Source organism: Microbispora sp. NPDC004025, assembly GCF_053604425.1.
Genome location: NZ_JBSGHN010000023.1, coordinates 42853 through 64730 on the forward strand (window position 1 = coordinate 42853; position 21878 = coordinate 64730).

21 protein-coding genes are annotated in these 21878 nt (G+C 71.3%); 8 read left to right on the forward strand and 13 right to left on the reverse strand.

Going from position 1 to position 21878, the window contains the following annotated elements; genetic code table 11:
* The first annotated feature begins 20 nt into the window (after nucleotides 1-20).
* The 5 genes from ACWEQG_RS36675 (at nucleotide 21) to ACWEQG_RS36695 (ending at nucleotide 4731) form a co-directional block, all read left to right on the forward strand.
* Nucleotides 21-1295, forward strand: a complete 1275-nt coding sequence (locus tag ACWEQG_RS36675; protein ID WP_452291961.1) for a cytochrome ubiquinol oxidase subunit I — start codon at nucleotides 21-23, stop codon at nucleotides 1293-1295.
* A 94-nt stretch (nucleotides 1296-1389) separates the two neighbouring features.
* Nucleotides 1390-2403 carry a cytochrome d ubiquinol oxidase subunit II gene (gene cydB / locus ACWEQG_RS36680; protein WP_452291963.1) on the forward strand — a complete coding sequence of 338 codons (1014 nt, stop codon included), beginning with the start codon at nucleotides 1390-1392 and terminating at the stop codon, nucleotides 2401-2403.
* Nucleotides 2404-2500: 97 nt separating this feature from the next.
* Nucleotides 2501-3364 (forward strand): MEDS domain-containing protein, encoded by an 864-nt coding sequence (locus ACWEQG_RS36685; protein WP_452291965.1) that lies wholly within the window; start codon nucleotides 2501-2503, stop codon nucleotides 3362-3364.
* Nucleotides 3361-4161 (forward strand): STAS domain-containing protein, encoded by an 801-nt coding sequence (locus ACWEQG_RS36690; RefSeq protein WP_452291967.1) that lies wholly within the window; start codon nucleotides 3361-3363, stop codon nucleotides 4159-4161. The genes ACWEQG_RS36685 and ACWEQG_RS36690 overlap by 4 nt, the downstream gene beginning before the upstream one ends.
* Before the next feature lie 27 nt (nucleotides 4162-4188).
* Nucleotides 4189-4731, forward strand: coding sequence for a hypothetical protein (locus ACWEQG_RS36695; RefSeq protein ID WP_452291969.1), 543 nt, complete (start codon nucleotides 4189-4191; stop codon nucleotides 4729-4731).
* A 12-nt stretch (nucleotides 4732-4743) separates the two neighbouring features.
* Here the strand turns inward: ACWEQG_RS36695 and ACWEQG_RS36700 are convergent, their stop codons facing one another.
* Entirely contained in the window at nucleotides 4744-6582 is a 1839-nt protein-coding gene (locus tag ACWEQG_RS36700; RefSeq protein ID WP_452291971.1) for a glycoside hydrolase family 15 protein, read from the reverse strand.
* Nucleotides 6583-6799: 217 nt separating this feature from the next.
* Complete coding sequence (locus ACWEQG_RS36705; RefSeq protein ID WP_363460293.1) at nucleotides 6800-7180, reverse strand: winged helix-turn-helix transcriptional regulator; 381 nt, start codon at nucleotides 7178-7180, stop codon at nucleotides 6800-6802.
* A gap of 41 nt (nucleotides 7181-7221) precedes the next feature.
* Here ACWEQG_RS36705 and ACWEQG_RS36710 point away from each other — a divergent pair, with 41 nt between their 5' ends.
* Nucleotides 7222-8118 carry an NAD(P)-dependent oxidoreductase gene (locus tag ACWEQG_RS36710; RefSeq protein ID WP_452291973.1) on the forward strand — a complete coding sequence of 299 codons (897 nt, stop codon included), beginning with the start codon at nucleotides 7222-7224 and terminating at the stop codon, nucleotides 8116-8118.
* A gap of 68 nt (nucleotides 8119-8186) precedes the next feature.
* Here ACWEQG_RS36710 and argG read toward each other — a convergent pair whose 3' ends face one another.
* The 8 genes from argG to ACWEQG_RS36750 form a co-directional block, all read right to left on the reverse strand.
* Nucleotides 8187-9635 carry an argininosuccinate synthase gene (argG, locus tag ACWEQG_RS36715; protein WP_452291975.1) on the reverse strand — a complete coding sequence of 483 codons (1449 nt, stop codon included), beginning with the start codon at nucleotides 9633-9635 and terminating at the stop codon, nucleotides 8187-8189.
* A 168-nt stretch (nucleotides 9636-9803) separates the two neighbouring features.
* On the reverse strand, nucleotides 9804-11000 hold the full coding sequence (locus ACWEQG_RS36720; RefSeq protein WP_452291977.1) for an ROK family transcriptional regulator: 1197 nt from the start codon (nucleotides 10998-11000) through the stop codon (nucleotides 9804-9806).
* A 219-nt stretch (nucleotides 11001-11219) separates the two neighbouring features.
* Nucleotides 11220-11408 carry a hypothetical protein gene (locus ACWEQG_RS36725; protein WP_452291979.1) on the reverse strand — a complete coding sequence of 63 codons (189 nt, stop codon included), beginning with the start codon at nucleotides 11406-11408 and terminating at the stop codon, nucleotides 11220-11222.
* Complete coding sequence (locus ACWEQG_RS36730; RefSeq protein WP_452291981.1) at nucleotides 11405-11962, reverse strand: histidine phosphatase family protein; 558 nt, start codon at nucleotides 11960-11962, stop codon at nucleotides 11405-11407. The genes ACWEQG_RS36725 and ACWEQG_RS36730 overlap by 4 nt, the downstream gene beginning before the upstream one ends.
* Nucleotides 11963-11972: 10 nt before the next feature.
* Nucleotides 11973-12713, reverse strand: coding sequence for a CbtA family protein (locus ACWEQG_RS36735; RefSeq protein ID WP_452291983.1), 741 nt, complete (start codon nucleotides 12711-12713; stop codon nucleotides 11973-11975).
* Between the two features lie 8 nt (nucleotides 12714-12721).
* Nucleotides 12722-12910 carry a CbtB domain-containing protein gene (locus ACWEQG_RS36740; protein WP_452291984.1) on the reverse strand — a complete coding sequence of 63 codons (189 nt, stop codon included), beginning with the start codon at nucleotides 12908-12910 and terminating at the stop codon, nucleotides 12722-12724.
* A 220-nt stretch (nucleotides 12911-13130) separates the two neighbouring features.
* On the reverse strand, nucleotides 13131-13433 hold the full coding sequence (locus ACWEQG_RS36745; protein WP_452291986.1) for an STAS domain-containing protein: 303 nt from the start codon (nucleotides 13431-13433) through the stop codon (nucleotides 13131-13133).
* Nucleotides 13433-17605, reverse strand: a complete 4173-nt coding sequence (locus ACWEQG_RS36750) for a SpoIIE family protein phosphatase (RefSeq protein ID WP_452291988.1) — start codon at nucleotides 17603-17605, stop codon at nucleotides 13433-13435. Before ACWEQG_RS36750 ends, ACWEQG_RS36745 begins: the two co-directional genes overlap by 1 nt.
* Nucleotides 17606-17883: 278 nt before the next feature.
* On the opposite strand from ACWEQG_RS36750, the gene ACWEQG_RS36755 reads away from it, so the two are divergent.
* Nucleotides 17884-18216 (forward strand): YnfA family protein, encoded by a 333-nt coding sequence (locus ACWEQG_RS36755; RefSeq protein WP_452291990.1) that lies wholly within the window; start codon nucleotides 17884-17886, stop codon nucleotides 18214-18216.
* Here the strand turns inward: ACWEQG_RS36755 and ACWEQG_RS36760 are convergent.
* The 3 genes from ACWEQG_RS36760 to ACWEQG_RS36770 all read right to left on the reverse strand — a co-directional run bounded on the left by ACWEQG_RS36760 (nucleotide 18213) and on the right by ACWEQG_RS36770 (nucleotide 20868).
* Nucleotides 18213-19391: an aromatic ring-hydroxylating oxygenase subunit alpha gene (locus ACWEQG_RS36760; RefSeq protein ID WP_452291992.1), complete on the reverse strand. Its 1179-nt coding sequence runs from the start codon at nucleotides 19389-19391 to the stop codon at nucleotides 18213-18215. The two genes, ACWEQG_RS36755 and ACWEQG_RS36760, sit on opposite strands and share 4 nt — an antisense overlap.
* A gap of 81 nt (nucleotides 19392-19472) precedes the next feature.
* Complete coding sequence (locus ACWEQG_RS36765) at nucleotides 19473-20066, reverse strand: TetR/AcrR family transcriptional regulator (protein ID WP_452291994.1); 594 nt, start codon at nucleotides 20064-20066, stop codon at nucleotides 19473-19475.
* Nucleotides 20067-20142: 76 nt separating this feature from the next.
* Nucleotides 20143-20868, reverse strand: a complete 726-nt coding sequence (locus ACWEQG_RS36770; RefSeq protein ID WP_452291995.1) for an alpha/beta fold hydrolase — start codon at nucleotides 20866-20868, stop codon at nucleotides 20143-20145.
* A gap of 161 nt (nucleotides 20869-21029) precedes the next feature.
* Here ACWEQG_RS36770 and ACWEQG_RS36775 point away from each other — a divergent pair, with 161 nt between their 5' ends.
* On the forward strand, nucleotides 21030-21848 hold the full coding sequence (locus ACWEQG_RS36775; RefSeq protein ID WP_452291997.1) for a helix-turn-helix domain-containing protein: 819 nt from the start codon (nucleotides 21030-21032) through the stop codon (nucleotides 21846-21848).
* Nucleotides 21849-21878 lie beyond the last annotated feature (30 nt).

The following is a 21878-nucleotide window of genomic DNA, read 5'->3' on the forward strand; positions in this document are numbered from 1 at the left end:
CTCCGGGTTATGGACCGCCGATGACGGACGAGACGCTGGCGCGCCTGCAGTTCGCGACCACGGCCGGCTTCCACTGGCTGTTCGTGATGCTCACCCTCGGGCTCGCCCCGCTGATCGCGGTGACGCACACCCGGCACGCCCTCCGCGGTTCGCCGCTCACCGAGCGCATGACCCGGTTCTGGGGCCAGATCTACGTCGTGAACTACGTGCTGGGCATCGTCACCGGCCTGGTCATGGAGTTCCAGTTCGGGCTCGCATGGAGCGGGCTGTCGGAGTACGCGGGCAACGTCTTCGGCGCTCCGCTCGCGCTCGAGACGATCGTCGCCTTCTTCGCCGAGTCGACCTTCCTCGGCATGTGGATCTTCGGCTGGGGCAGGCTACCGAAAGCGGTGCACGTCACACTGATCTGGCTGGTCACGCTCACCGCGTACGCCTCGGCGTACTGGATCATGGTGGCCAACGGCTTCCTGCAGCACCCGGTGGGACACGAGGTGCGCGACGGCGTGGCCCGGCTCGCCGACTTCGGGGCCATGCTCACCAACCCCAACGCGATCGACGCGCTGGTGCACGCCGCGGCCGCCGCCCTGATGACCGGCGGGGTCTTCATGGCGGGGGTGAGCTCCTACCACTTCCTCAAGCGCACGGCCGAGCGCGCGTTCTTCCGCGCCTCGCTGCGCCTCGGCCTGTTCGTGGCGACGCCCGCTGCGTTCGTGGCGCTCTACTACGGATTCGTGCAGATCCCGACGCTCGTGGAGACCCAGCCGATGAAGGCGGCGACCCTGCGGGGTCACGTCGACGACATCGGTTCCCTGCGGGTCGAGGACGTACAGGCCCAACTGGTCCAGCGGTTCGGCGCGGGCGACTACCGGCCGCCCGCCTGGATCGCCACCGCCTTCGACGTCATGCAGGACGTCGGCTACCTGATCCTCCTGCTGATCGTCGTGGCTCTGGTCCTGCTCTACCGGGACTGGTATCTCCGGTTCCGCCCGGCGGCGTACCTGATGCTCGTCGCGGTTCCCCTGCCCTTCGTCGCCGCGCTCGGCGGATGGCTGCTGCGCGAGGTGGGGCGTCAGCCCTGGGCGGTGTACGGCGAGCTCACGACCGCCGCCGCGCGGTCGCACGTCGGCTCGATGCTGACGTCCCTGGTCCTGTTCGGCTCGGTGTTCCTCGCCCTGGCGATCGCCGACTGGGCGCTGATCACCCGGTACGCGCGCCGCGGCCCGGCCGACACCGACCTGGGCGGCGCGCCTCGCGACGGGCACGCGGAGCGACCCGCCACGTCGCTCGCCCTGTAGCCCGATTCGTGACTCGCCCCGTAGCCCGACCCGTGACCCGACCTGTGACTCGGCCTGTGGTTCGACCTGTGGCTCGACCTGCCAAGAGGAACCCGTGACTCTCCAACTCCTGTGGCCGGCCCTGCTCGGGCTGCTGCTCGCCGGTTACTTCGTCCTGGCCGGCCTGGACTACGGCGTGCAGCTGCTCGCCCCCACGCTCGGCCGCGACGACGGTGAGCGCCGGGCACTGCTCAACGCCTTCGGCCCCTTCTTCCTCGGCAACGAGGTCTGGCTGGTGGCCGCGGCGGGGGTGTTGGTCGGCGCCTTCCCCTTCCTGGAAGGGCGGCTGCTGTCCGGGATGTACTTCCTGTTCGCGGCGATCCTGACCGGGATCGTCGTCGGCAACGCCGCCGTGCAGGTGCGGAGCCGCCACCGGAGCGCCTCGGCGCGCCGTCTCTGGGACGGGCTGATCTTCCTGGGCGGGCTGGTGCCCGCCGCGGGATGGGGGCTCGTGACAGGCCGTCTGCTCGCCGGGGTACCGCTCGACGCGGGCAACGCCTTCTCCCTCGGCCCGGCCGACCTGCTCGACCCCTTCGTGCTGCTGTGCGGCGCCACGACCACCGCGGTGTTCCTCGCGCACGGCGCGTCCTTCCTGGCCTGGCGAACCGGCGGCGAGCCGGGCGCCCGGGCGGCGAGGGCCGGCCGGCGCGCCCTGTTCGTGGCGGCCGGGGCGGCGGCGGCCGTCCTCGTCGCCGGGTTCCTCTCCTCGGCGCGGCACACCGTCGTGAACTCCCGGCCCGCGCTCGTGGCCGGCGTGGCCCTGGTGGTCGCGCTCCTCGCGGGGGCGGCCCTGCTGCGTGCGGGACGCCCCGGCCGGGCCTTCGCCGCCACCTCGTGCGCGGCCGCCCTGCCCGTCGTCGCCCTCGGCGCGGGCCTGCACCCCTTCGTACTGGTCTCCTCCGGCGCTTCCGGCACCGGCCTGCGCCTGTCGGAGGCGATGGCGGAGGCGGCCACGCTGCGGATCCTGGTGGGCTTCGCCGTGGTGATGGTGCCGCTGATGCTCCTCGCACAGGCGTGGAACTGGTGGTTGTTCCGCCACCGGACCGGTCGTACACCGACGTACCTGTAGTCGCGCCGCCGAGACCGATTCTTGACGTATGCCCGTCACTACTATGGGTACCTCGATGTGGCGGTGGGCGGCGGGACCGCCTGAGGATGGTGGCGCGGTGACGGTCGGTGCGGAGGTGCAGATCACTGATTTGACGATCAACGATCACGCGTGTCTGACCTTCGGCGAGCCCGAAGAGCTGCTCGACCTCACCGCGGCGTACGTACGTGACGGGCTGTCGGGAGGACTGCGGGTCGTCTGGCTGTGCGAGGAGCCCCAGGGAGCCGTGGCCGAGCTGAGCCGCCGCGGGATCGCCGTGCGGTCCGCCACCGCCGACGGACGGATGGACGTCGTCGCCTCTCAGGAAGGCCTGCTGTCCGGACAAACCTTCAGCGTGGATCACGCGATGGGATGGCTGAGCTCCCAGATGGAGCTGACTTCACGCGAGGGCTACTCGGGCCTTCGGGTGGCCCTCGACATGGGCTGGGCGCTGCGGCCGGTCCACGGTGTGGAGCAGCTGCCCGCCTTCGAGGAGAAGATCGCGACGGTCCTTTCCGACAGCAGCGCGTCGGTCCTGTGCCAGTACGACCGGGAACGCTTCGACCCGGGCACCCTCGCCTCGGTCTCCCCGTTTCACACCCGGGCGGTCACCGCGGCCACCTACTACGACGACCCGTTGCTGCGGATCTGCCGCCAGTACGCGCCACCCGGCATCCGGATGGCGGGACAGATCGACCGGGCGGCCGAGGACGCCCTGGCCCTGGCGCTGAGCGAGGCGATCAGGACGGATGGCCCCCTCACGATCAACATGGCCGAGCTGTCCTTCATCGACCTCTCCTGCACCCGGACGATCATCGACGTGGCCCGGAGTCTCGCGCCGGCCCGTACGGTCGTCCTGCGGTGCAATCCCGCCATCGTGCCGCGGTTCGTGCTGCTCGGCGCTCACGGCATTCCCGGGATCAGCCTGGTGACCGCTGCATGAGCGATGACGCGACCGATCATGCCTCCCATGTCGCCTCGGGCCCCGGCAGCGGGAATCGGAACGCCGGGACGTCGGTGCTGATCCTCGACCACGCGTTCGACCGCGGCTCGCTCTACCCCCTGCGGGAGATCCTGCAGGCACACGTCGTCCACGCCGGGCTTCCACACGGGCGGTCCGTGGACCTGGTGCTCACCGTCCACGAGCTCGCCACCAACGCGGTCTTCCACGGCTCGGGGACCGGACGGGCGAGGATCCGGCAGTTCGGCGGCGTGCTGCGGTGCGAGATCGGCGACCCCGGCTCGTCGGGGCACGACACCGCCGCGTGGCCGGTCAGGCACGGGCACGGGCTGTGGCTCGCCCGCTACCTGTCGGACCGGTTCACGATCGCCTCCGGCCCGGACGGCACCCTCGCCACGGCCGACTTCGCCCTCCCCGGGCCCGCGTCGCCGTCCGCCACTCCACGGCTGCGTCGTCTCGAGTCGCACACCGTCTTGGAGCTGGACGGCGCCCTAGACGAGCAGGCGGCCCCCAAGATCAGGGTGGCGATCGGCGAGATCGTCTCCGGCACGCCGGCGCCGGGGCTGGTGATCGACCTTTCCGCGGTGACCTACTGGGACAGCACCGGCATCACCGCTCTGATCATGGCTTATCAGCGCGTGTCGGAGACGACGGCCGGGATGCTGGTCCTGACCGGCCTCGCGGCCGAGTTCGCCGAGCGCCTCGACGCGCTCAGTCCTGTTCCGTTCACGACCCGGGAGACACCCGCCAAGGCGGCCCATTTGTTTCCGCCCTCCTGAAGCACCCGCATGTGCTGAAATATGCCGGTGAATCGGGCGAGGCAGTTGATGGGCGAGATGCTGATCTATTGCTACGTGCTCGTCCTGCTCACCGGCGGCTACCTCGCGTTCTCCTATGTGCCGAGCGGTGAGACGGTCCCCTACACCGGCGCCTACGAGCCGCTGCGGGGCGTCCCGATGTCCGCCGCCTACCATTCGATCCTCGACATCAGCTTCGACGACCACGGCGGGCTGATCGCACGGCAGCTGCACCACCGCTTCCAGATACTGCTCGCCCTGGGGACCGTCGTCTGGGCCCTGCTCGGCCGGTACCGGTACGCGCTCCCGGTGCTGGGCCTGGCCGCGCTCGGCGCACTCGCCGGCTACGGGTCCGCCGACGACCTCCTGTCCGGAACCTTCCTGGCCAGGGTGCCGATCCCCGTGTGGTACGGCCTGCACCTCGTGGTGGCGCTCGCCATCGGCGCCGTGCTGGTGGTCTCCTCGCGCCGGGAGGCCGCCAGGCAGCCCAGGACGGCCGGCTTCGTGGCGTTGAGCCTCGGCCTCACCGCCGTGCTGCTCCTGTGGCCGTGAACCGGAGAGCCGTCACGAGTGCCCGCTTCCGACATGGCCGTGGTCATGGTCGTGGCCGTGGCCGTGCGCGACGTGCTCGGCGGGCCGGGTGCCGGACAGGTGACGGGCGGAGTTGACCAGCCCGACGTGGCTGAACGCCTGCGGGATGTTGCCGAGCTGCCGGCTGGTGGCGGGATCGCACTCCTCGCTCAGCAGGCCGAGGTCGTTGCGGAGGCTCAGCAGCCGTTCGAACAACTCGTACGCCTCCCGGTGCCGGCCGATGCCGTACAGGGCGTCGGCGAGCCAGAACGTGCAGGTGATGAACGCACCCTCGGTGCCCGGAAGGCCGTCCACGTTGCCGTCGGCCCGCGGCCGGTAGCGCAGCAGGAAGCCCTCGGAGCACAGCTCGCGCCGCACCGCCTCGACGGTGCCCGCCACCCGTGGGTCGTCCCAGGGCAGGAACCCCACCCGGGGGATCAGCAGCAGGGCGGCGTCCAGCCCCGTGGAGCCGTAGAACTGGGTGAACGTGCCCCGCTCGGGGTCATAGCCGCGGTCGCAGACCTCGGCGTGGATCCTGTCGCGGGTCGCGCGCCACCGGTCCACGGGCCCGTCCAGGCCGAAGCGTTCGACGGCCTGCACGGCCCGGTCCAGGCCCGCCCACGCCATGACCTTGGAGTGCACGAAGTGGCGGCGGTCGCCGCGCACCTCCCACAGCCCGTTGTCCGGGTCGTCCCAGTGACCCTCCAGGAAGTCCAGCAGCGCCCGTTGCAGATCCCAGGCCGGCTCCTCGGCTTGAATGCCGGCCGTCCTGGCCAGATGCAGCCCGTCGAGGACCTCGCCCCACACGTCGAGCTGGAACTGCCCGGACGCCGCGTTGCCCACCCGGACCGGAGCCGAGCCCTCGTAGCCGGCCAGCCAGCCGAGTGAGTACTCCGGCAGACGGCGGGTGCCGTCGATCCCGTACATGATCTGCAGGTCGGCCGGATCTCCGGCGGCGGCCCGCAGCAGCCACTCCCGCCAGGCCTTGGCCTCGGCGACGAAGCCGGTGCCCAGCAGCGCCTGCAGCGTGAACGTCGCGTCGCGCAGCCAGCAGAACCGGTAGTCCCAGTTGCGCGGGCCGCCCCGCTGTTCCGGCAGTGAGGAGGTGACCGCGGCGACGATGCCGCCGGTCGGCGCGTAGGTCAGCGCCTTCAGCACGACCAGCGACCGGCGTACGGCCTCCTCCCACCGGCCCTGGTATCGGAAGCCGCGCATCCACGACGTCCAGTACGCCTCGGTGTCGGCGAGGGCCTTGTCCGCGTCGACCGGGCGCGGCCTGCGCTCGTGCGAGGGCCGGTAGGTCAGCACGAACGGCACCCGCTGCCCGGCGGTCACCTCGAACTCGGCGTAGGTGGTCATGTCCTCACCGCGGAGCGGCACCGGTGTCGCCAGCCAGGCGGCGTCGGGACCGGCGACCGCCGCGAGCCGCCCGTCCTGCTGCCGCACCCAGGGCACGACGTGCCCGTAGTCGAACCGCAGCCGCAGCGCCATCCGCATCGGCACCCGCCCGCTGACGCCTTCCACGACCCGCACCACGTCGGCCGCCTCGCCGCGTGGCGGCATCGCGTCGATCACGCGTACGGACCCCTCGGGGGTCTCCCACTCCGTCTCCAGGACGAGGGAGTCGCCGCGGTAGCGGCGGCGCGTGCAGAGCCCGCCGGCGGCGGGGGCGAGGCGCCAGAAACCCGCCCGGTCGTCACCGAGCAGGGCGGCGAAACACGCGGGCGCGTCGAACCGGGGCAGGCACAGCCAGTCGATCGCCCCGTCTCGCCCCACCAGCGCGGCCGTGTGCAGGTCACCGAGCAGCCCGTAGTCCTCGATTCGCAGTGTCACCACGCTCCCCCTTCGGGGGTCGATCTCGCGAACAAGGCCGCGCTACCCGTGCAAAGGGAACGTATGCACTGTGCAAATAAGTGTCGACAGCCGAACGCGCCGGCCTACCCACCTTTTTGTGGGTACTTGTCCGCGCTGCCGGGGCGGCGTGAAGCTTGGTTCCGGGCGGCCGGAGGGCCGGCCCGGCTTCAGGCGGAACGGAGGTGCCGGCGGTGTGTCAGGAGACCGACCCAGTCTCCGCCGGCCTCTCCGGGGCCGGCATCTCCAGGGCCAGCCTCTCCAGGCGGCGGTGTCCCCAGTCGGACAGCGGCGCCAGCGCCTCGGACAGCTCACGGCCGAACTCGGTCAGTGAGTACACGGTCTTCAGCGGGCGGCCTTCGTGCACCTCACGGTGCACGAGCCCGTCGGCCTCCATCTCCCGGAGCGTCTGAGTCAGCACCTTCTCGGTGAGCCCCGGCAGCCGCCGGACCAGCTCGCCGGGGCGACGCGGCGCGGATTCCAGGAGCCAGAGCAGGATCGTCTTCCATTTGCCGTCGATCACCGCGATCGCGGCGGTCACCCCGCAGACGTTCGGGTCCTGGGCACGGCTACGCGTCATCGTCCATCCCGTTCAGCTGTCACGCACACAGGAGTTGAGACTTGATCCAGCACACCGACCAGTCTGCCGTCACCGTGCTCGGCCTGGGCCCGATGGGCCGGGCCCTGGCCGGCGCCTTCCTGGACGCCGGCGTCCGGACCACGGTCTGGAACCGGACACCGGGCAGAGATCGCGGGTTGGCCGAGCGGGGCGCGGTGGCCGCCCCCACGCCGGAGGCGGCGGTCGCGGCGAGCGGGCTGACCGTGATCTGCGTGGTGAACTACGACGCCGCGGACGCCGTCCTCCGGCGCGACGCGGTCACCGGCGCGCTGAGGGGACGCACGCTCGTGAATCTGACCGCCGACACCCCCGACCGTGCCAGGAGCACCGGAGCCTGGGCGGCCGAGCACGGCATCGGCTACCTCGACGGCGCGATCATGACGCCGACCACGACCATCGGCACCCCGGCCGCGGTGTTCCTCCACAGCGGCCCGGAGGAGCTCTACCGGCGGCACCGCCCGGTGCTGGACGCCCTCGGCGGCACGCACACCCATCTCGGCGAGGAGATCGGCCGCGCGGCGGCGTACGACATCGCGCTGCTCGACGTCTTCTGGACCGCGATGGCGGGCTACGCGCACGCGCTGACGGTGGCGCGGGCCGAGGGGGTGACCGCCCGCGAGCTGGCGCCGTTCGCCAAGGGCATCGGCGCGATCCTGCCGCCCCTCTTCGAGCAGGCGGCGCGGGACGTGGACAGCGGCGCGTTCCCCGGCGAAGGCAACCCGATCACCTCGGCGGTCTCGTCCATGGCCCACATCGTCCACGTGTCCGAGGCGCACGGCATCGACGCGAGCGTGATGCGCGCGGCCGAGGGCTGGGCACGCCGGGTGATCGACAAGGGCCACGGCGCCGACGGGTTCATCCGGATCACCGAGATCCTCGATCCCCGAGTCCACGTCTGAGGCGGCGACCGGCGAGGACGCGCTGAGGGCACCCGGCGTGCCGGGCGCCCTCGGCGAACGTCGTGGCCTCAGTCGGTGCCGAGCTCCATCGCGGCCTGGTCGAGCAGCTCCTCCTCCGTGGGAGCCTCGCCGCGAGAGGCGATCGCCTCGGCCCCGCCCTCGGCCATCGCGCCGATCAGGCCGGTCGAGGCCGCCTGCGCCGCGCCGATCAAGGCCGGCTGCTGGGTGCCGACCATGCCGAGCCGGGCGTACTGCTCCAGCTTGGCGCGAGAGTCGGCGATGTCGAGGTTGCGCATCGTGAGCTGCCCGATGCGGTCGACCGGGCCGAAGGCCGAGTCCTCGGTGCGCTCCATCGAGAGCTTGTCCGGGTGGTAGCTGAACGCCGGTCCGGACGTGTTCAGCACGGAGTAGTCCTCACCGCGCCGCAACCGCAGGGTCACCTCACCGGTCACCGCCATGCCGACCCAGCGCTGCAGCGACTCGCGCAGCATCAGCGCCTGGGGGTCCAGCCAGCGGCCCTCGTAGAGCAGCCTGCCCAGCCGCCGCCCCTCGTTGTGGTAGGCCGCGAGGGTGTCCTCGTTGTGGATCGCGTTGACCAGCCGCTCGTAGGCCGCGTGCAGCAGCGCCATGCCCGGCGCCTCGTAGATGCCGCGGCTCTTGGCCTCGATGATCCGGTTCTCGATCTGGTCGGACATGCCCAGGCCGTGCCGGCCGCCGATGGCGTTGGCCTCCAGCACCAGATCGACGGCGGAGGGGAACTCCTTGCCGTTGATCGTCACCGGACGCCCCTGCTCGAAGCCGATCGTGACGTCCTCGGTGGCGATCTCGACGGCGGGGTCCCAGAAGCGCACGCCCATGATGGGATCGACGATCTCGATGCCCGTGTCGAGGTGCTCGAGGGACTTGGCCTCGTGCGTCGCGCCCCAGATGTTCGCGTCGGTGGAGTAGGCCTTCTCGACACTGTCCCGGTAGGGCAGCCCGTGGGAGAGCAGCCACTCGGACATCTCCTTGCGCCCGCCGAGCTCGTTGACGAAGTCGGCGTCCAGCCACGGCTTGTAGATGCGCAGCGAGGGGTTGGCGAGCAGACCGTAACGGTAGAACCGCTCGATGTCGTTGCCCTTGAAGGTGGAGCCGTCGCCCCAGATCTGCACGCCGTCCTCGAGCATCGCGCGCACCAGCAGCGTGCCGGTGACGGCCCGCCCGAGCGGGGTGGTGTTGAAGTATGTGCGGCCGCCGGACCTGATGTGGAACGCCCCGCAGGCCAGGGCCGCGAGCCCCTCCTCGACAAGGGCGGCCCGGCAGTCGACCAGCCGGGCGATCTCCGCGCCGTACGCGGTGGCACGCCCGGGCACCGAGACGATGTCGGGTTCGTCGTACTGGCCGACGTCTGCGGTGTAGGTGCACGGCACTGCACCCTTCTCCCGCATCCACGCGACCGCTACCGAAGTGTCGAGGCCACCGGAGAAGGCGATCCCGACACGCTCGCCGACAGGCAGAGAAGTGAGCACCTTGGACACGACTAGAATATATACACGGGAATGCATGATCATGCAATCCAGCGCGTACGCAATCTCGCCGGCGGCCGGATCCGGGGGGGACGAGTGCCGGGGGTTCAGGGTGCCGGGTGCGGGGGCGCGGGGGTGCCTGGATGCCAGTGCGGAGCGAGTGCGGGGCGGGAGCGCCGATCACCTGGCGACCCCGTAGACCTCCTCACTCACGAGTCTGGCCGCGCCGATCACGCCGGCCTGCGGGCCGAGTTCGCTCATCATGATCGGCAGATTCCTGGTGGCGAGCGGCAGCGAGCGCCGGTAGATCGCCCCGCGGATCTCGGCGAGCAGGACGTGGCCCAGCAGCGTGAGCCCGCCGCCCAGCACGATGAGGCTCGGGTTGAAGAACGACACCAGGCCCGCCAGCACCTCGCCCACCCGCCGTCCGCCGTCGCGCACCATCTGGACGGACGCCGCGTCCCCGGCGCCGACCGCCTCGCCCACATCCGCGGCGGTCAGCGTCCCGGTGCGTTCGAGCAGTTCCCGCAGCAGGGGCGAGCGCCCCGACCGGGCCGCGGCGAGGGCGTCGCGAGCGAGCGCCTCACCGCCGAAGGACGCCTCCAGGCATCCCGTGTTTCCGCACACGCAGACGGCGTCCGAATCGGCGACCGGGATGTGCCCGATATCCCCCGCACAGCCGTCCATGCCGCGATAGAGCCCGCCCTTGGCCACGATTCCGCAGCCGATACCCGTGCCGACCTTGACGAACAGGAAGTTCTCCACGGTACCCGCCGCACCGGCGTGTTGTTCACCCAGCGCCATTACATTGACGTCGTTGTCCAATAAAATCGGACAATCGAAGCGTCGGCCGAGCAGATCGCGGGCCGGATAACCGTCCCAACCCGGCATGATCGGTGGCGACACCGGGATACCCCGGGAGAAGTCCACGGGGCCGGGCACGCCCACGCCGACTCCCAGCGGCCTGTCCACTCCCAATTTCACGAGCAGCCGGCGGCTCTGTTCCGCGGCGAGTTCGAGCACCGGCTCAGGTCCCCGGCGTACGTCGCATTCGGTGCGTTCGAACGCGAGAACTCGCAGCCGGCCATCGGTGACCGCGGTGGAGACGGAGGTCGCGCCGATGGCGATGCCGACGAACCGAACGTGACCGGCGAGATCGATGACGGTCGAGCGGCGGCCCCCGCGGGACGCGGCCGGTCCGATTTCCTCGACGAGATGAAGCGCCGTGAGCCGGCCGAGTTCGGTCCCGATCGTCGTTCGTGACACTTCGAAGTGTTCCGACAGCTGAATGCGAGATTGCGGACCGGCGTCCCGCAATCGCGTAAGGATTTTGGCCTGGAGCCGTGTTTCGGCTCGCCCTGGCACCGAAGTCTCCACAGGCCAAGTTTCTCATCGGGTGACGCCTCATTCATCATCCGTGCGAAAGTCCCGGTCCGGCCGGAAATCCGGCGCACTCACGCATCGGAGAAGGGATTGGAAGAACTCCGGCCTGATCCCGGGCGGCGTCCGGCGAGGAAACTCGCATTCGCGCATGTCGGCGCAACTCGGCCGGCCCGCGGGAGACACCGGGCGCCTTCGGCAGGCGCCCGGCCGAAGTCAGCCGTCGGCCGGCTCGGAGTGGGACCGCCATTTCCACCAGGTGTCCAGTCCGGCGTGGCCCCGCCCGCGCTCCCGCACCCCGGGGAGCACCGCCAGGGCGACCCGGAGCGCGCCGAGCAGGCGGGGAGCCGGTGCCGTGACGTGGGCGCCGTTGCCGCCGGGCTCGCCGCGTTCGCGCGGACTCACGACGGGACCTTCCGGTTGACGTAGCCGACCCGCCAGCCGTCCCGGGTGGCGAGCAACTCGGTGACCGACAGCGGCGCGAGATCGAAGAGGGCGGCGCCCGGCGGATCGAGCCCCAGCGCATGACCGATCGCCGCCCGGATCGTGCCCGCGTCGCACACGGCGACGACCCCCGGCTCCGCGCGCATCAGGTCGAGCCAGCCGGCGACGCGCGCGGCGTGCGCGCTCAGGCTCTCGCCGCCGTGCGGAACCACGTGGGGGTCGGTCAGCCAGCTCACCAAGGCGTCCGGCTCCTCCCGCGCGACCTGCTCGTACGGCAGGCCGCGCCACCGGCCGACGTCCGCCTCGGCGAGCGCCGGCGCCACCCGCGCCCGCAGGCCGATGGCGGCGGCGGTCTGGCGCGCGGCGACGGCGGGACCGGCCCACCCGGCCGAGCCCGCCGTCATCGGAGCCAGGGCGGCGGCCCTGGCCAGGCTCGCCGGGTCGGCGTCCCGATCGGTCAGGGGAAACCGGGCGGCCCGCATCTCCGGCGTGGTGGCGTGCCGGACGAGCAGCACCGTGCCCGGCTCAGCTCTGCGTGGCGGCGGTGGCCGGGACGGCCCGCGCGCGTCCCGCCGCCCGGTCGCTCACCCACCCGAACAGCACGCCGAAGGCCGTCCAGAAGACCAGCTGAGTCCCCAGCGACGCGAGCCTGAAGTGCCACAGCAAGGTGGCGGGGAAGCCCTCGGGCACCTCGTCGACGGTGGGCAGCAGAATCCATGCGGCTACCACCGGGACCAGGAACGCCAGCGCCGCCGCGGTCCACCGTGCCCAGGGCCCCGCGGTGACTCTGCGCGCGGTCGCCACCGCGATCACCGCCGCGGCGAGCCCGACGAGGACCATCACCAGGTAGAGCACGGTGCGGCTGTTGATGGTCTCCGGGTCTCCGACAGCCGGCGGGTTCGCCGGATATTTCACGAACGGCACCAGAATCATCGCCACGAACGCCGTCCCGGCGGTGGCGAGCGCCAGCCCGCCCTCCGATCGAGGGCCGACCCGCCCGCGCAGTGCCGCGTACGCGAGGGCGAAGATCCCTCCCACCGCGAGCCCGTACAGGCCGGTGGCGAGGAACAACCCGGCCTTCTGCACGGGTCTGCCGACCAGTTCCTCCTCGCCGTGGTCGTGACCGTGACCGTGCGCGGCGTGGGCCTCCTCCAGCGCGATCGCGCTCTCGACCCGCGGCTCGCCGACGACGAAGGCGAAGCCGCCCGCGATGAATCCGGCCAGCAGGCCCAGAAGCAGGCCCCTGACCACCAGGGTGCGTACCACGCCCGCGCCTAGTGGCAGGGCACGCCGAGCAGATGGCGCCCGTCGTGCATGAGCTCGTGCAGATAGGCACCGGTCTGCGAGATCGCCCCGTTGTCCATCAGGACCAGGTAGGCGATCAGCAGCAACACCGGCACGGTCAGCAGCCAGAGCCTCAGCCGAGGGATCGAGATGACAGAAGAAGTGGACATTCCACTCATAAAGGCCTCCTCAGGGATGACGCGTCCCACCATGCGAGGTCACGAAGGCCCAAGCGACCTGGCTCCCGGGATGTACGTCCCGGATACAGTGGCGCGTCCGCACCGGCATCTCACCGGATTTCCCTTGGACGATCGTGAAATCTACCGGAACGTATCCCTTCCTCCCGTTCGCGTCAACCCTCCACGGATGTGCCTACCGGTCCGGCCGCAGGACCCGGCCTCACCGGACGTCGGGATCGCCGTCCCGGACGGTGGCGAGGTCGGCGAGCCCGGAGATGGTCAGGACGGGGCTCAGCAGGGGGTTGGCGATGAGGGTGATGCGGTCGGCGTGGGCGAACAGGACGCTCAGGCCAGCGCTGTCGAGGTATTCGACGAGGGTCAGGTCGAGGACGACGGGGCCCGGCGTGCGGTCGAGGGCGGCGGCGAGGGTGTCGGTGTTGCTCATGTCGATCTCACCGGCGACGGTCAGCAGGGCGGCGCCGTCAGGGCCATGGCCGGGGGTGAGGGTGAGCGGCGTGGTCATCAGGCGATCCTCATCTGCATGTCGACGGTGGTGCCGGACGGGCCCGGGGTGATGGTGACCTGCTGCATCATGGCGCGCATGAGGGCGACGCCGCGGCCGCGGTGGGTGTTCACCTCGGGTTGCGGGGACTTCCAGCGGCCGGTGTCGGCGACGGTGAGGCGCAGGTTGTCGACGGACGCCTCGGCCCGGAGGCGGACGATGTCGCCCGGAGCGTGGCGATGGCCGTGCTCGATGGCGTTGGCGCACGCCTCACCGGCGGCGACCAGGACGTTCTGCACGATCTGAGCAGGCAGGTCGCACTGGCCGAGCCAGCTCCGCAACGCCTTGCGGACGGGCGCGAGCTGCGACGACTCGGCGGGGAACGTCATCTCCAGCGGGGCCGGGTGCCGGTAGAGCAGCAGAGCGACGTCGTCGTCGTAGCCGTCGGCGGGCGCCAGGCGGATCATCACCTGCGTGGCGAGGTCGTCGACCGCGACGTTCCTGCCGTCCTGTACGGCTCGGCTGGCCTGGTCGATGCCCGAATACAGCGAGCTGCGACGCCGTTCGACCAGGCCGTCCGTGTAGAGCATGAGCGTGGCACGCGCGGGGATGACCGCCTCGCTCTCCGGGCGGGTCGCGCCCGGGCGGACGGCGAGGGGGACGGAACGCCCGCCGTCGAGCAGGCCGGTGCTGCCGTCGGGGTGGGCGAGGATGCCCGGGGGGTGTCCGGCGCTGGAGTACGACAGGTGCCCGGTCTCCGGGTCGAGGACGCCGCAGAAGACCGTGGTGCACCGGGCACCGGGAACACCGGCGGCGAACTGGTCGAGGGCCATGAGCACGCGGGCCGGGCTGTCGTCCTGCAGGAGCAGCGCGCGGCAGGCGCTGCGCAGCTGTCCCATGACGGCCGCGGCCTCCACCCCGCGGCCGACGCAGTCGCCGACGACGATGCCGATGCGTCCGCCGGGCAGGGCGATGGTGTCGTACCAGTCGCCGCCGACCTCCAGGGGCCGGGTGGCGGGCTCGTAGCGTACGGCGAACCCGTCGGGCAGCTGCGAGGGGCCGAGGATGGCGCGCTGCAGCGCGATCGCGGTCTCGCGTTGCTGGTCGATCTGATGGGCGCGAACCAGTCCCTGGGCCAGCCGCCCGGCCAGCAGCGACAGCAACAGCTGGTCCTCGGCGGTGAACGACCGGTCGCCCAGATCGACCCACAGCGCCATCGGGCCGTCGGGGTGCTCCAGGAGGATGCCGACCCCGTCGCGCTCGGCGACCGGGGTGAGCAGCGGCCGCTGCGGCATGCCGGCGAGCGTCCGGCGGCGTTCGGCGGGCAGCCCCCGCCAGTCCACCGAGGGGTCCGTAGCGGTCAGGGCCGGCTCTTCGTCGCCCTGCCTGAAGACGGCGGCCAGCACGGACTTGGCGCGCCACAGGTTCCGCAGTTCGTCCAGCGCGCCGGTCAGCGCGTCGGACAGGCTCCCCGCCTGGGACAGGCCGGTGCTCAGGGATGCGAGGGCGCTCTCGCGCTGGATGGCGTAGTGCTCGGCCGTGACGTCGCGAAGGGTGCCGACGACGACCCGGCGTCCGGTGTCGGGATCCTGTGCCTGGTTGAAGGTGACGCTGACCCACATCCGGTGCCCGTCACTGTGGGTGACGGGGATGGTGTAGCTGCCCTGCCCCGGGCCGAGGAGGCCGCTGAACGCGTCGGCGACCTGCTTGTGGGCCTCGGGGTCGCCCGCGGCGTCGGGCCACCAGGGGTGGATCGGCGTGTAGGGCAGGTTCTCGGGGCCGTAGCCGAGGATGTCGGTGAACGCTTTGTTGATCTCGACGACGGCGCCGTCCTCGTCGCAGACGAAGAACCCCTCCTGCAGCGAGTTCACCAGTGCCGTACGCCAGCGCGCCTGGTGCTGGCGCAGCCGCGCCATGTCCATGGTGGCCCGCAGCCGCGCGAGCAGCTCCGCGGCGGCGAAGGGCTTGACCAGGTAGTCGTCGGCCCCGGCCTGCAGCCCCTCGATGGACGCTTCCTGGCCCGCCCGCGCCGACAGCAGCACGACGGGCACGGTCGCGGTGCGTGGGTCGGCCCGCAGCGCCGCGACCAGGGACAAGCCGTCCAGGCGCGGCATCATCACGTCGCTGACCACCAGGTCGGGGGCGTCCGCGCGGATGGCGTCCAGGGCCTCCATTCCGTCGCCCGCGGTGCTGACCTGGTAGCCGACGCCCTTGAGGAGACGGACGAGATACCCGCGCATGTCGGCGTTGTCGTCGGCGACCAGCACACGCGCCGGTGCCGCGGAGTCCCCCGAGCGGGCCGCGAGGCCCTCGTGGGACACCACCTCCATGGCGGTCCCGGCGGACTCGCCCCGGTCGTCCGGGGGCAGCCAGCGCAGCGCCTCTTCGACGTAGGGATCGGCGACGGCGCCGCCGGCGCCGGCGCCGGCCGTCGTGATCGCGTCCTCGGGCAGATGCGCGGCGCCGTACGGCAGGCGGATGGTGAATCGGGTGCCCTCGCCCTCGGTGCTGTCCGCGGTGATCGTGCCGCCGTGCAGGCCGACCAGCTCCTGCACGAGTGCCAGTCCGATGCCGCTGCCCTCGTTCGACCGCGAGCGGGCGTTCTCGATGCGGTGGAACCGCTCGAACAGCCGGGGCAACTCCGTCGCGGGGATGCCGATGCCCGTGTCGGTGATGGTCACCACCGCGTGGCCGCCCTCCCCGCGCACCTCGACGCCGATCGAGCCCTCGAAGGTGAACTTCAACGCGTTGCTGAGCAGGTTGAGCACCACCTTCTCCCACATGCCGCGGTCGATGTAGACCGGCTCGTCCAGAGGAGAGCACTCGACCCGGAACTCCAGCCCCGCCTTGTCGATCGCGGAGCGGAAGAGGCTCGCCAGCTCGGCGGTGACCATGGCCAGGTCGGCCGGTTCGTAGCTGGCCTGCATCCGGCCGGCTTCGATGCGGGAGAAGTCCAGAAGGGTGTTCACCAGCTTGCCCAGCCGCAACCCGTTGCGGCGGATGACCTCCAGCTCCTCGCGCACGTGCGCGTCGGCTTCCTGGAGACGGCCGCGCAGCTCCTCCACCGGCCCCATGATCAGGGTCAGCGGAGTGCGGAACTCGTGGCTGATGTTGGAGAAGAACACCGTCTTCGCGCGGTCGAGCTCGGCCAGTTCCTCCGCCCGCCGCTGCTGGGCCTGGTAGCTGCGCGCGCTCGCGACGCCCGCCGCGACGTGCCCGGCGGCCAGCTCGATGAACCCGCGGTACGCGTCGTCCAGGCGGCGGTAGCGGTTGAGCGCGGTCACGAGGAACCCGTACGGCGCACTGCCCTGCTGGAGCAGCGGCACCACCAGCGCCTGTACGGGCGGCTCCGGCCAGTCTCCGGACGGGAGACCGGCATACGCGGCGCCGTCGAGCGGGACGAGCACCGGCTCTCCCCGGGCCAGCACCGTCGAGGGCCATATCGCGTCCGGATCGCCGGCCGGCAGTGTGAGGGGGGCGACCGGATGCCCGGCGGCGATCCCGGTCACCCCCGCCAGCCGCACGCCGCCGCCCTCCTGGTACAGGTAGGTCAGGGTGAACGGGAGGTCGTGGAGGTTGCGGCCGAGCTGCCGGCAGGCGAAGGCCAGCATCTCCTGCTCGGTGCGGACCACGCTGGGATCCGAGCCGAGGTCCCGCAGGGTCGCCATGCGCCGCTCGCCGATGACCCGCTCGGTCTCCTCGCTGACGACGCACAACATCCCGACCACCGCGCCGGAGTCGTCCCGCAGGGGACTGTAGGAGAACGTGTGATAGGTCTCCTCCGGGTAGCCGGCCCGCTCCAGGAACAGCAGCAGCGCCTCGTCCCAGGTCGCCTTCCCCGTGGCCAGCACGGCCTCGATCCGGGGGCCGATGTCGCCCCAGATCTCCGCCCACACCTCGCTGGCGGGCCGGCCCAGCGCCCACGGGTATTTCCGGCCCAGGGTGTCGCGGCGGTAGGCGGCGTTGCAGAAGAACGTCAGGTCCGGCCCCCACGCCATCCACATGGAGAACCGGGACGACAGCAGGATGCTCACCGCCGTCTGCAGGCTCTGCGGCCACTCGTCCGGCGGTCCCAGGGGCGTCGCGGCCCAGTCCACCAAAGCCAGGTCCCGGCCGATCTCGTCGTCGGCGGCGAACACCCCGGCGCCTGCCGCTGTCCGCGGCTGCTGCTCAGCGTCCTCGCAGCGCGTCACTCGACACCCCTCCGTTCACGCCGAGCCCAGCTCACCCGCGCCGGACTCCCGTACCGTGCCGTTGCCACGCGGCGGGCCCCGCTGATGTCCAGGGGAAGTCGGTGACACGTGCGCAGCAGGATACCCCCCGCCGAAGGAACAGGGATGAACCGCCATAGAAGGCACATCGAGGATTGCCTCCCGTACCGACGCGCAGACTTACCGCCGGCCTGGGCGGTCGGGGCCGCCCGCGGCTGCCGCAAGCAGGAGACGGTGGCCGTTCCTCTACAGTCGCAGCCGTGACCGTCGCGCGTTCTCTCCTGTTGTTCGCCGTCGCCGCGCTCGCCGAGATCGGCGGTGCCTGGCTCGTCTGGCAGGGAGTGAGACAGGAGCGCGGGCTGCTGTGGGTCGGGGCGGGGTTCGTCGCCCTGGGCCTTTACGGGTTGGTGGCGACCTTCCAGCCGGACGCCAACTTCGGCCGGATCCTCGCCGCCTACGGCGGCGTGTTCGTCGCGGGCTCGCTGATCTGGGGCATGGTCGTGGACGGCTTCCGCCCCGACCGCTGGGATCTGATCGGGGCGGCCGTCTGCCTGCTGGGTGTCCTGGTCATCATGTACGCGCCGCGCGGCTAGATCGCGTCCCGGGCGGTCGTGCCGAGGCCTCCGCCGGTCCCTTCCACCCACGACCGGTAGGCGTCGAGGACGAGGCCGTGGAAGTGATGCACGCCGTGCTCGGACAGCCCCGAGCCGGACGGGTCGTAGACGATGCGGCCCTGGTCGAAGGCCGGGGTGTTCATGCCGCGCTGGACGCTCTCCACGATGGTGATGTCCTGCTGCTGCAGCACCTCGTCGATGTACCGCACCGCCTCCACCTCGGCGCCCATGAGCTCGGGCGTCTCGAAGTAGAAGTCCCAGGTCTCCAGGGTCCGGTCGGGACCGGCCGGAATCACCTGCAGGACCATGAAGTTGCCCCGGCCGGGGTAGCGCAGCAGACAGGTGTTGGGCCACAGCCACCAGACCGCGTGCTCCGTGACCGACGCGCCCGCGACGTCGTACGCGGCGTTCTCCTGCTTGCCGGCCTCGGCGAAGTGGCTCGACCAGATGCCGTGCGTCTTCACCTCGTAGGTGTCCATGTCGACGAGGTCGACGAACTCCTTGTGGGCGACGTGGCAGTGGTAGCACTCCAGGAAGTTGTCGATGACGTTCTTCCAGTTGGACGCGATGTCGTAGGTCAACCGCTTCGCGAGGGTCAGCTCGGCCACGTCGGGGGCCCACCTGGCGATCTCGGCCGCCAGGTCCCCGGCCTGCTCGGCCAGGGGAGCGGCGCCCGGGTCCAGGTTCACGTAGACGAAGCCGCCGAACTCCTCCACCGGCACCTGGTCGAGACAGATCTCGCTCTTGTCGAAGGTCGGCATCCTGTCGGCGCGGCGGGCCGCCTTCAGCCGGCCGTCCAGGCCGTAGGTCCACGCGTGGTACGGACAGACGATGTTGCGCGTGGTGCCGGAGCCGGTGAGCAGCTCGTGGGCGCGGTGCTTGCAGACGTTGTAGAACGCGCGCAGCGCTCCGTCACGATCGCGCACGATCGCGATCGGCATGCCGGCCACCGTGGCCGACACGTAGCTGCCGGGTGACCGGAGCTTCTCCACGTGGCAGACCCACTGCCACGTGCGGGCGAAGATCGCGCGAATGTCGGCCTCGAGCCACCGCGGGTCCGTGTACGCCTCCGACCGCAGCGACATCGATCGTTCGGGGTCCTGGTGGAAACCGGTGCCGACGCGGTGTACGTCGGCCATCGTGACTGGTGCCATGATCGGAGCATACGTTCGCCTGAACGATCGTTCAATATGTCCCTGAACGATCGTTCAAATTCGTCGTCGTCGCGGAGGCGGTCAGTCGGCGAGCGCGATCTCCTCACAGCGACGGACGCTCCTGTCGATCGAGTCGCGGTCGAGCCCAAGCAGGGCCGTGAGCCACAGGCCGTTCTGGATGACGTCGATGTCGGCGGCCCGCTCGCCGCACTCGTCGGGTGACAGCCCGGGGCGGGCCGCCTGTATGAGGGCGGCCAGCCCGGCGCGGTAACGGCTTTGGGCCGCCGTGTTGATGCGCTCGAAGTCCTCATGGGCCTGGGCGAGCGCCCAGAGCTGCAGTCGCAGAGACAGGTATTCCGTCGTCAGGAACTCCGGGTCGGCCACCCGCTTCAGCGCGGCCCGCAGCCGCTCCTCCGGTTCCAGAGTGAGGTCCGGCTCGACCAGCGCGATGTCCTGCTCCTCGATGCGGTGCAGGGCCGCACGGATCAGGCTCGTCTTGTCCTCGTAGTGGTAGTTCACCAGCCCCAGCGAGACCCCTGCCTCGCGTGCGACGGCACGCATGCTGACGCCGGATATGCCCTGCAGGGACAGCAGCCGGAGCGCCGCCTCGAGGATCCGCGCCTGCCGGTCGACTTTCTCCTCGGCGTCCACCGCGCGCACCGGCCTCGGACTCACGTCCACAACCTTAGTAGCGGCAGGAAGGTCCCACCGACGAAAGGCGGAGTCGGCCAGGGCGCCCCTGTCCGCGGGGTCAGCCGAGCTTGAGCAGCAGTTCGGTGAGCTCGGCCGGCATGGTGATCATGCAGTCGTGGCCCGTCTCCAGTTCCCACACCTGCGCCGGGCTGCCGTTGGGCTGTGTCGCCGGGACGGGCCGCCGCTCGATGCCCTCCGGTACGCCGGCGACACAGTGGATGTGCGTCCGCGCGATCGCGCGCGCGTCCGGGTTGTCCAGCCGGACGGGTTGCCGCAGGCAGAGCACCGACTGATCCGACAACATCGTCCGCAGCCACGCCACGTCCGCCGGGTCGGTGACCCCGAACAGGCCCAGGGGCGGCGGCATCTCGGGCATCGGCGGGATCCGCCAGCCTGCCCCGGACTCCGCGGCGCGGTCGATGAGAGCCTGGGTCACGGGTTGCACGTCGACCGCGCTCTCGCCGTCCTCCGGGACCATCGCGTCGAGATAGACGAGATGGGCGATCCGATCCGGGATCCGGTCGGCGGCGGACGAGACGACCAGCCCGGCGTAGCTGTGGCCCACCAGGATCACGTCGGTGAGGTCCTCCTCGGTGATCAGTCGGACGACGTCGTCGACGTGCGTGTCCAGCCCTACCTCGGGGCCGAGCAGATGCGCCTTGTCGCCGTGGCCGGTCAGCGACGGCGCGACCACCCGATGCCCGGCCGCTGCCAGCAACGGGACCACCCGCTCCCAGCATCGCCCGCTGTGCCAGGCCCCGTGTACGAGCAGAAAGGTCGACATGGTGTGGCTCCTCGGTTCGCGGAAGGGACCACCAGCCGGTTCAGCCGGCGTTCGTCCCGGAGGTGAGGTTTCCGCCGGCCCGCCGGCAGAGCCAGAGTCCCCGCGATCCTGGGGGTGACAGGACCAGGCACGCACGAAACCGCGCGACCTACAGTGGGGTCATGAGCGGCGAGTCCAACCTCCTGGGCGATTACGTGCGCGCCCGCCGGGAGCTCGTCACGCCCGAACAGGCCGGTATCCCCTCCGCGGGCGTACGGCGCGTGCCGGGCCTGCGCCGGGAGGAGGTCGCGATGCTCGCCGGCATCAGCGCCGACTACTACCTGCGCCTGGAACAGGGCCGGGACCGCAACCCCTCCACGCAGGTCCTCGAGTCCCTCGCCCGCGTGCTGCGGCTCGACGACGACGCGACGGCCTACCTGCTCCGTCTCGGGGCGGGAAAACCCCGGCGGCGACGGCGGCCCCGGAAGGAGACCGTCCCTCCCGGCGTCGCCAAGCTCGTCGCCGCGCTCCCGCTCCCCGCGTACGTGGAGGGCCGCTACTTCGACGTCCTCGCCGCGAACAGGTCGGCGACCGCTCTGTCGCCGCGACTCGTGGCGGGGCGCAACCGCCTGCGCGACGTGTTCCTGGACTCCGCCGAGCAGGCCCTCTACCCGGACTGGGAGGACGCCGCGCAGGGCATGGTCGCCGGCTTCCGCGAGTCCGTCGGCACCGACACGGACGACCCCCGATTCATCGAACTCGTCGGCGAACTCTCCCTCGCCAGCCCTCTCTTCAGCAGGCTGTGGGCCCGCCACGACGTGAACACCTGCGAAGGCACGCCCAAACACATCGAGCACCCTCAGGTCGGTGGCCTCCGGCTGAACCGGGAGCGATTGGGCGTCAGCGGCGCGACAGGTCAGACGCTCGTCGTCCTCCACCCGGACCCCGGCACCGACAGTGCCGACAAGCTGGCTCTCCTCGCGTGCATCGTGCCGGCATGACCCCGCCCACGCTCGGCCGGATGGGTTCAG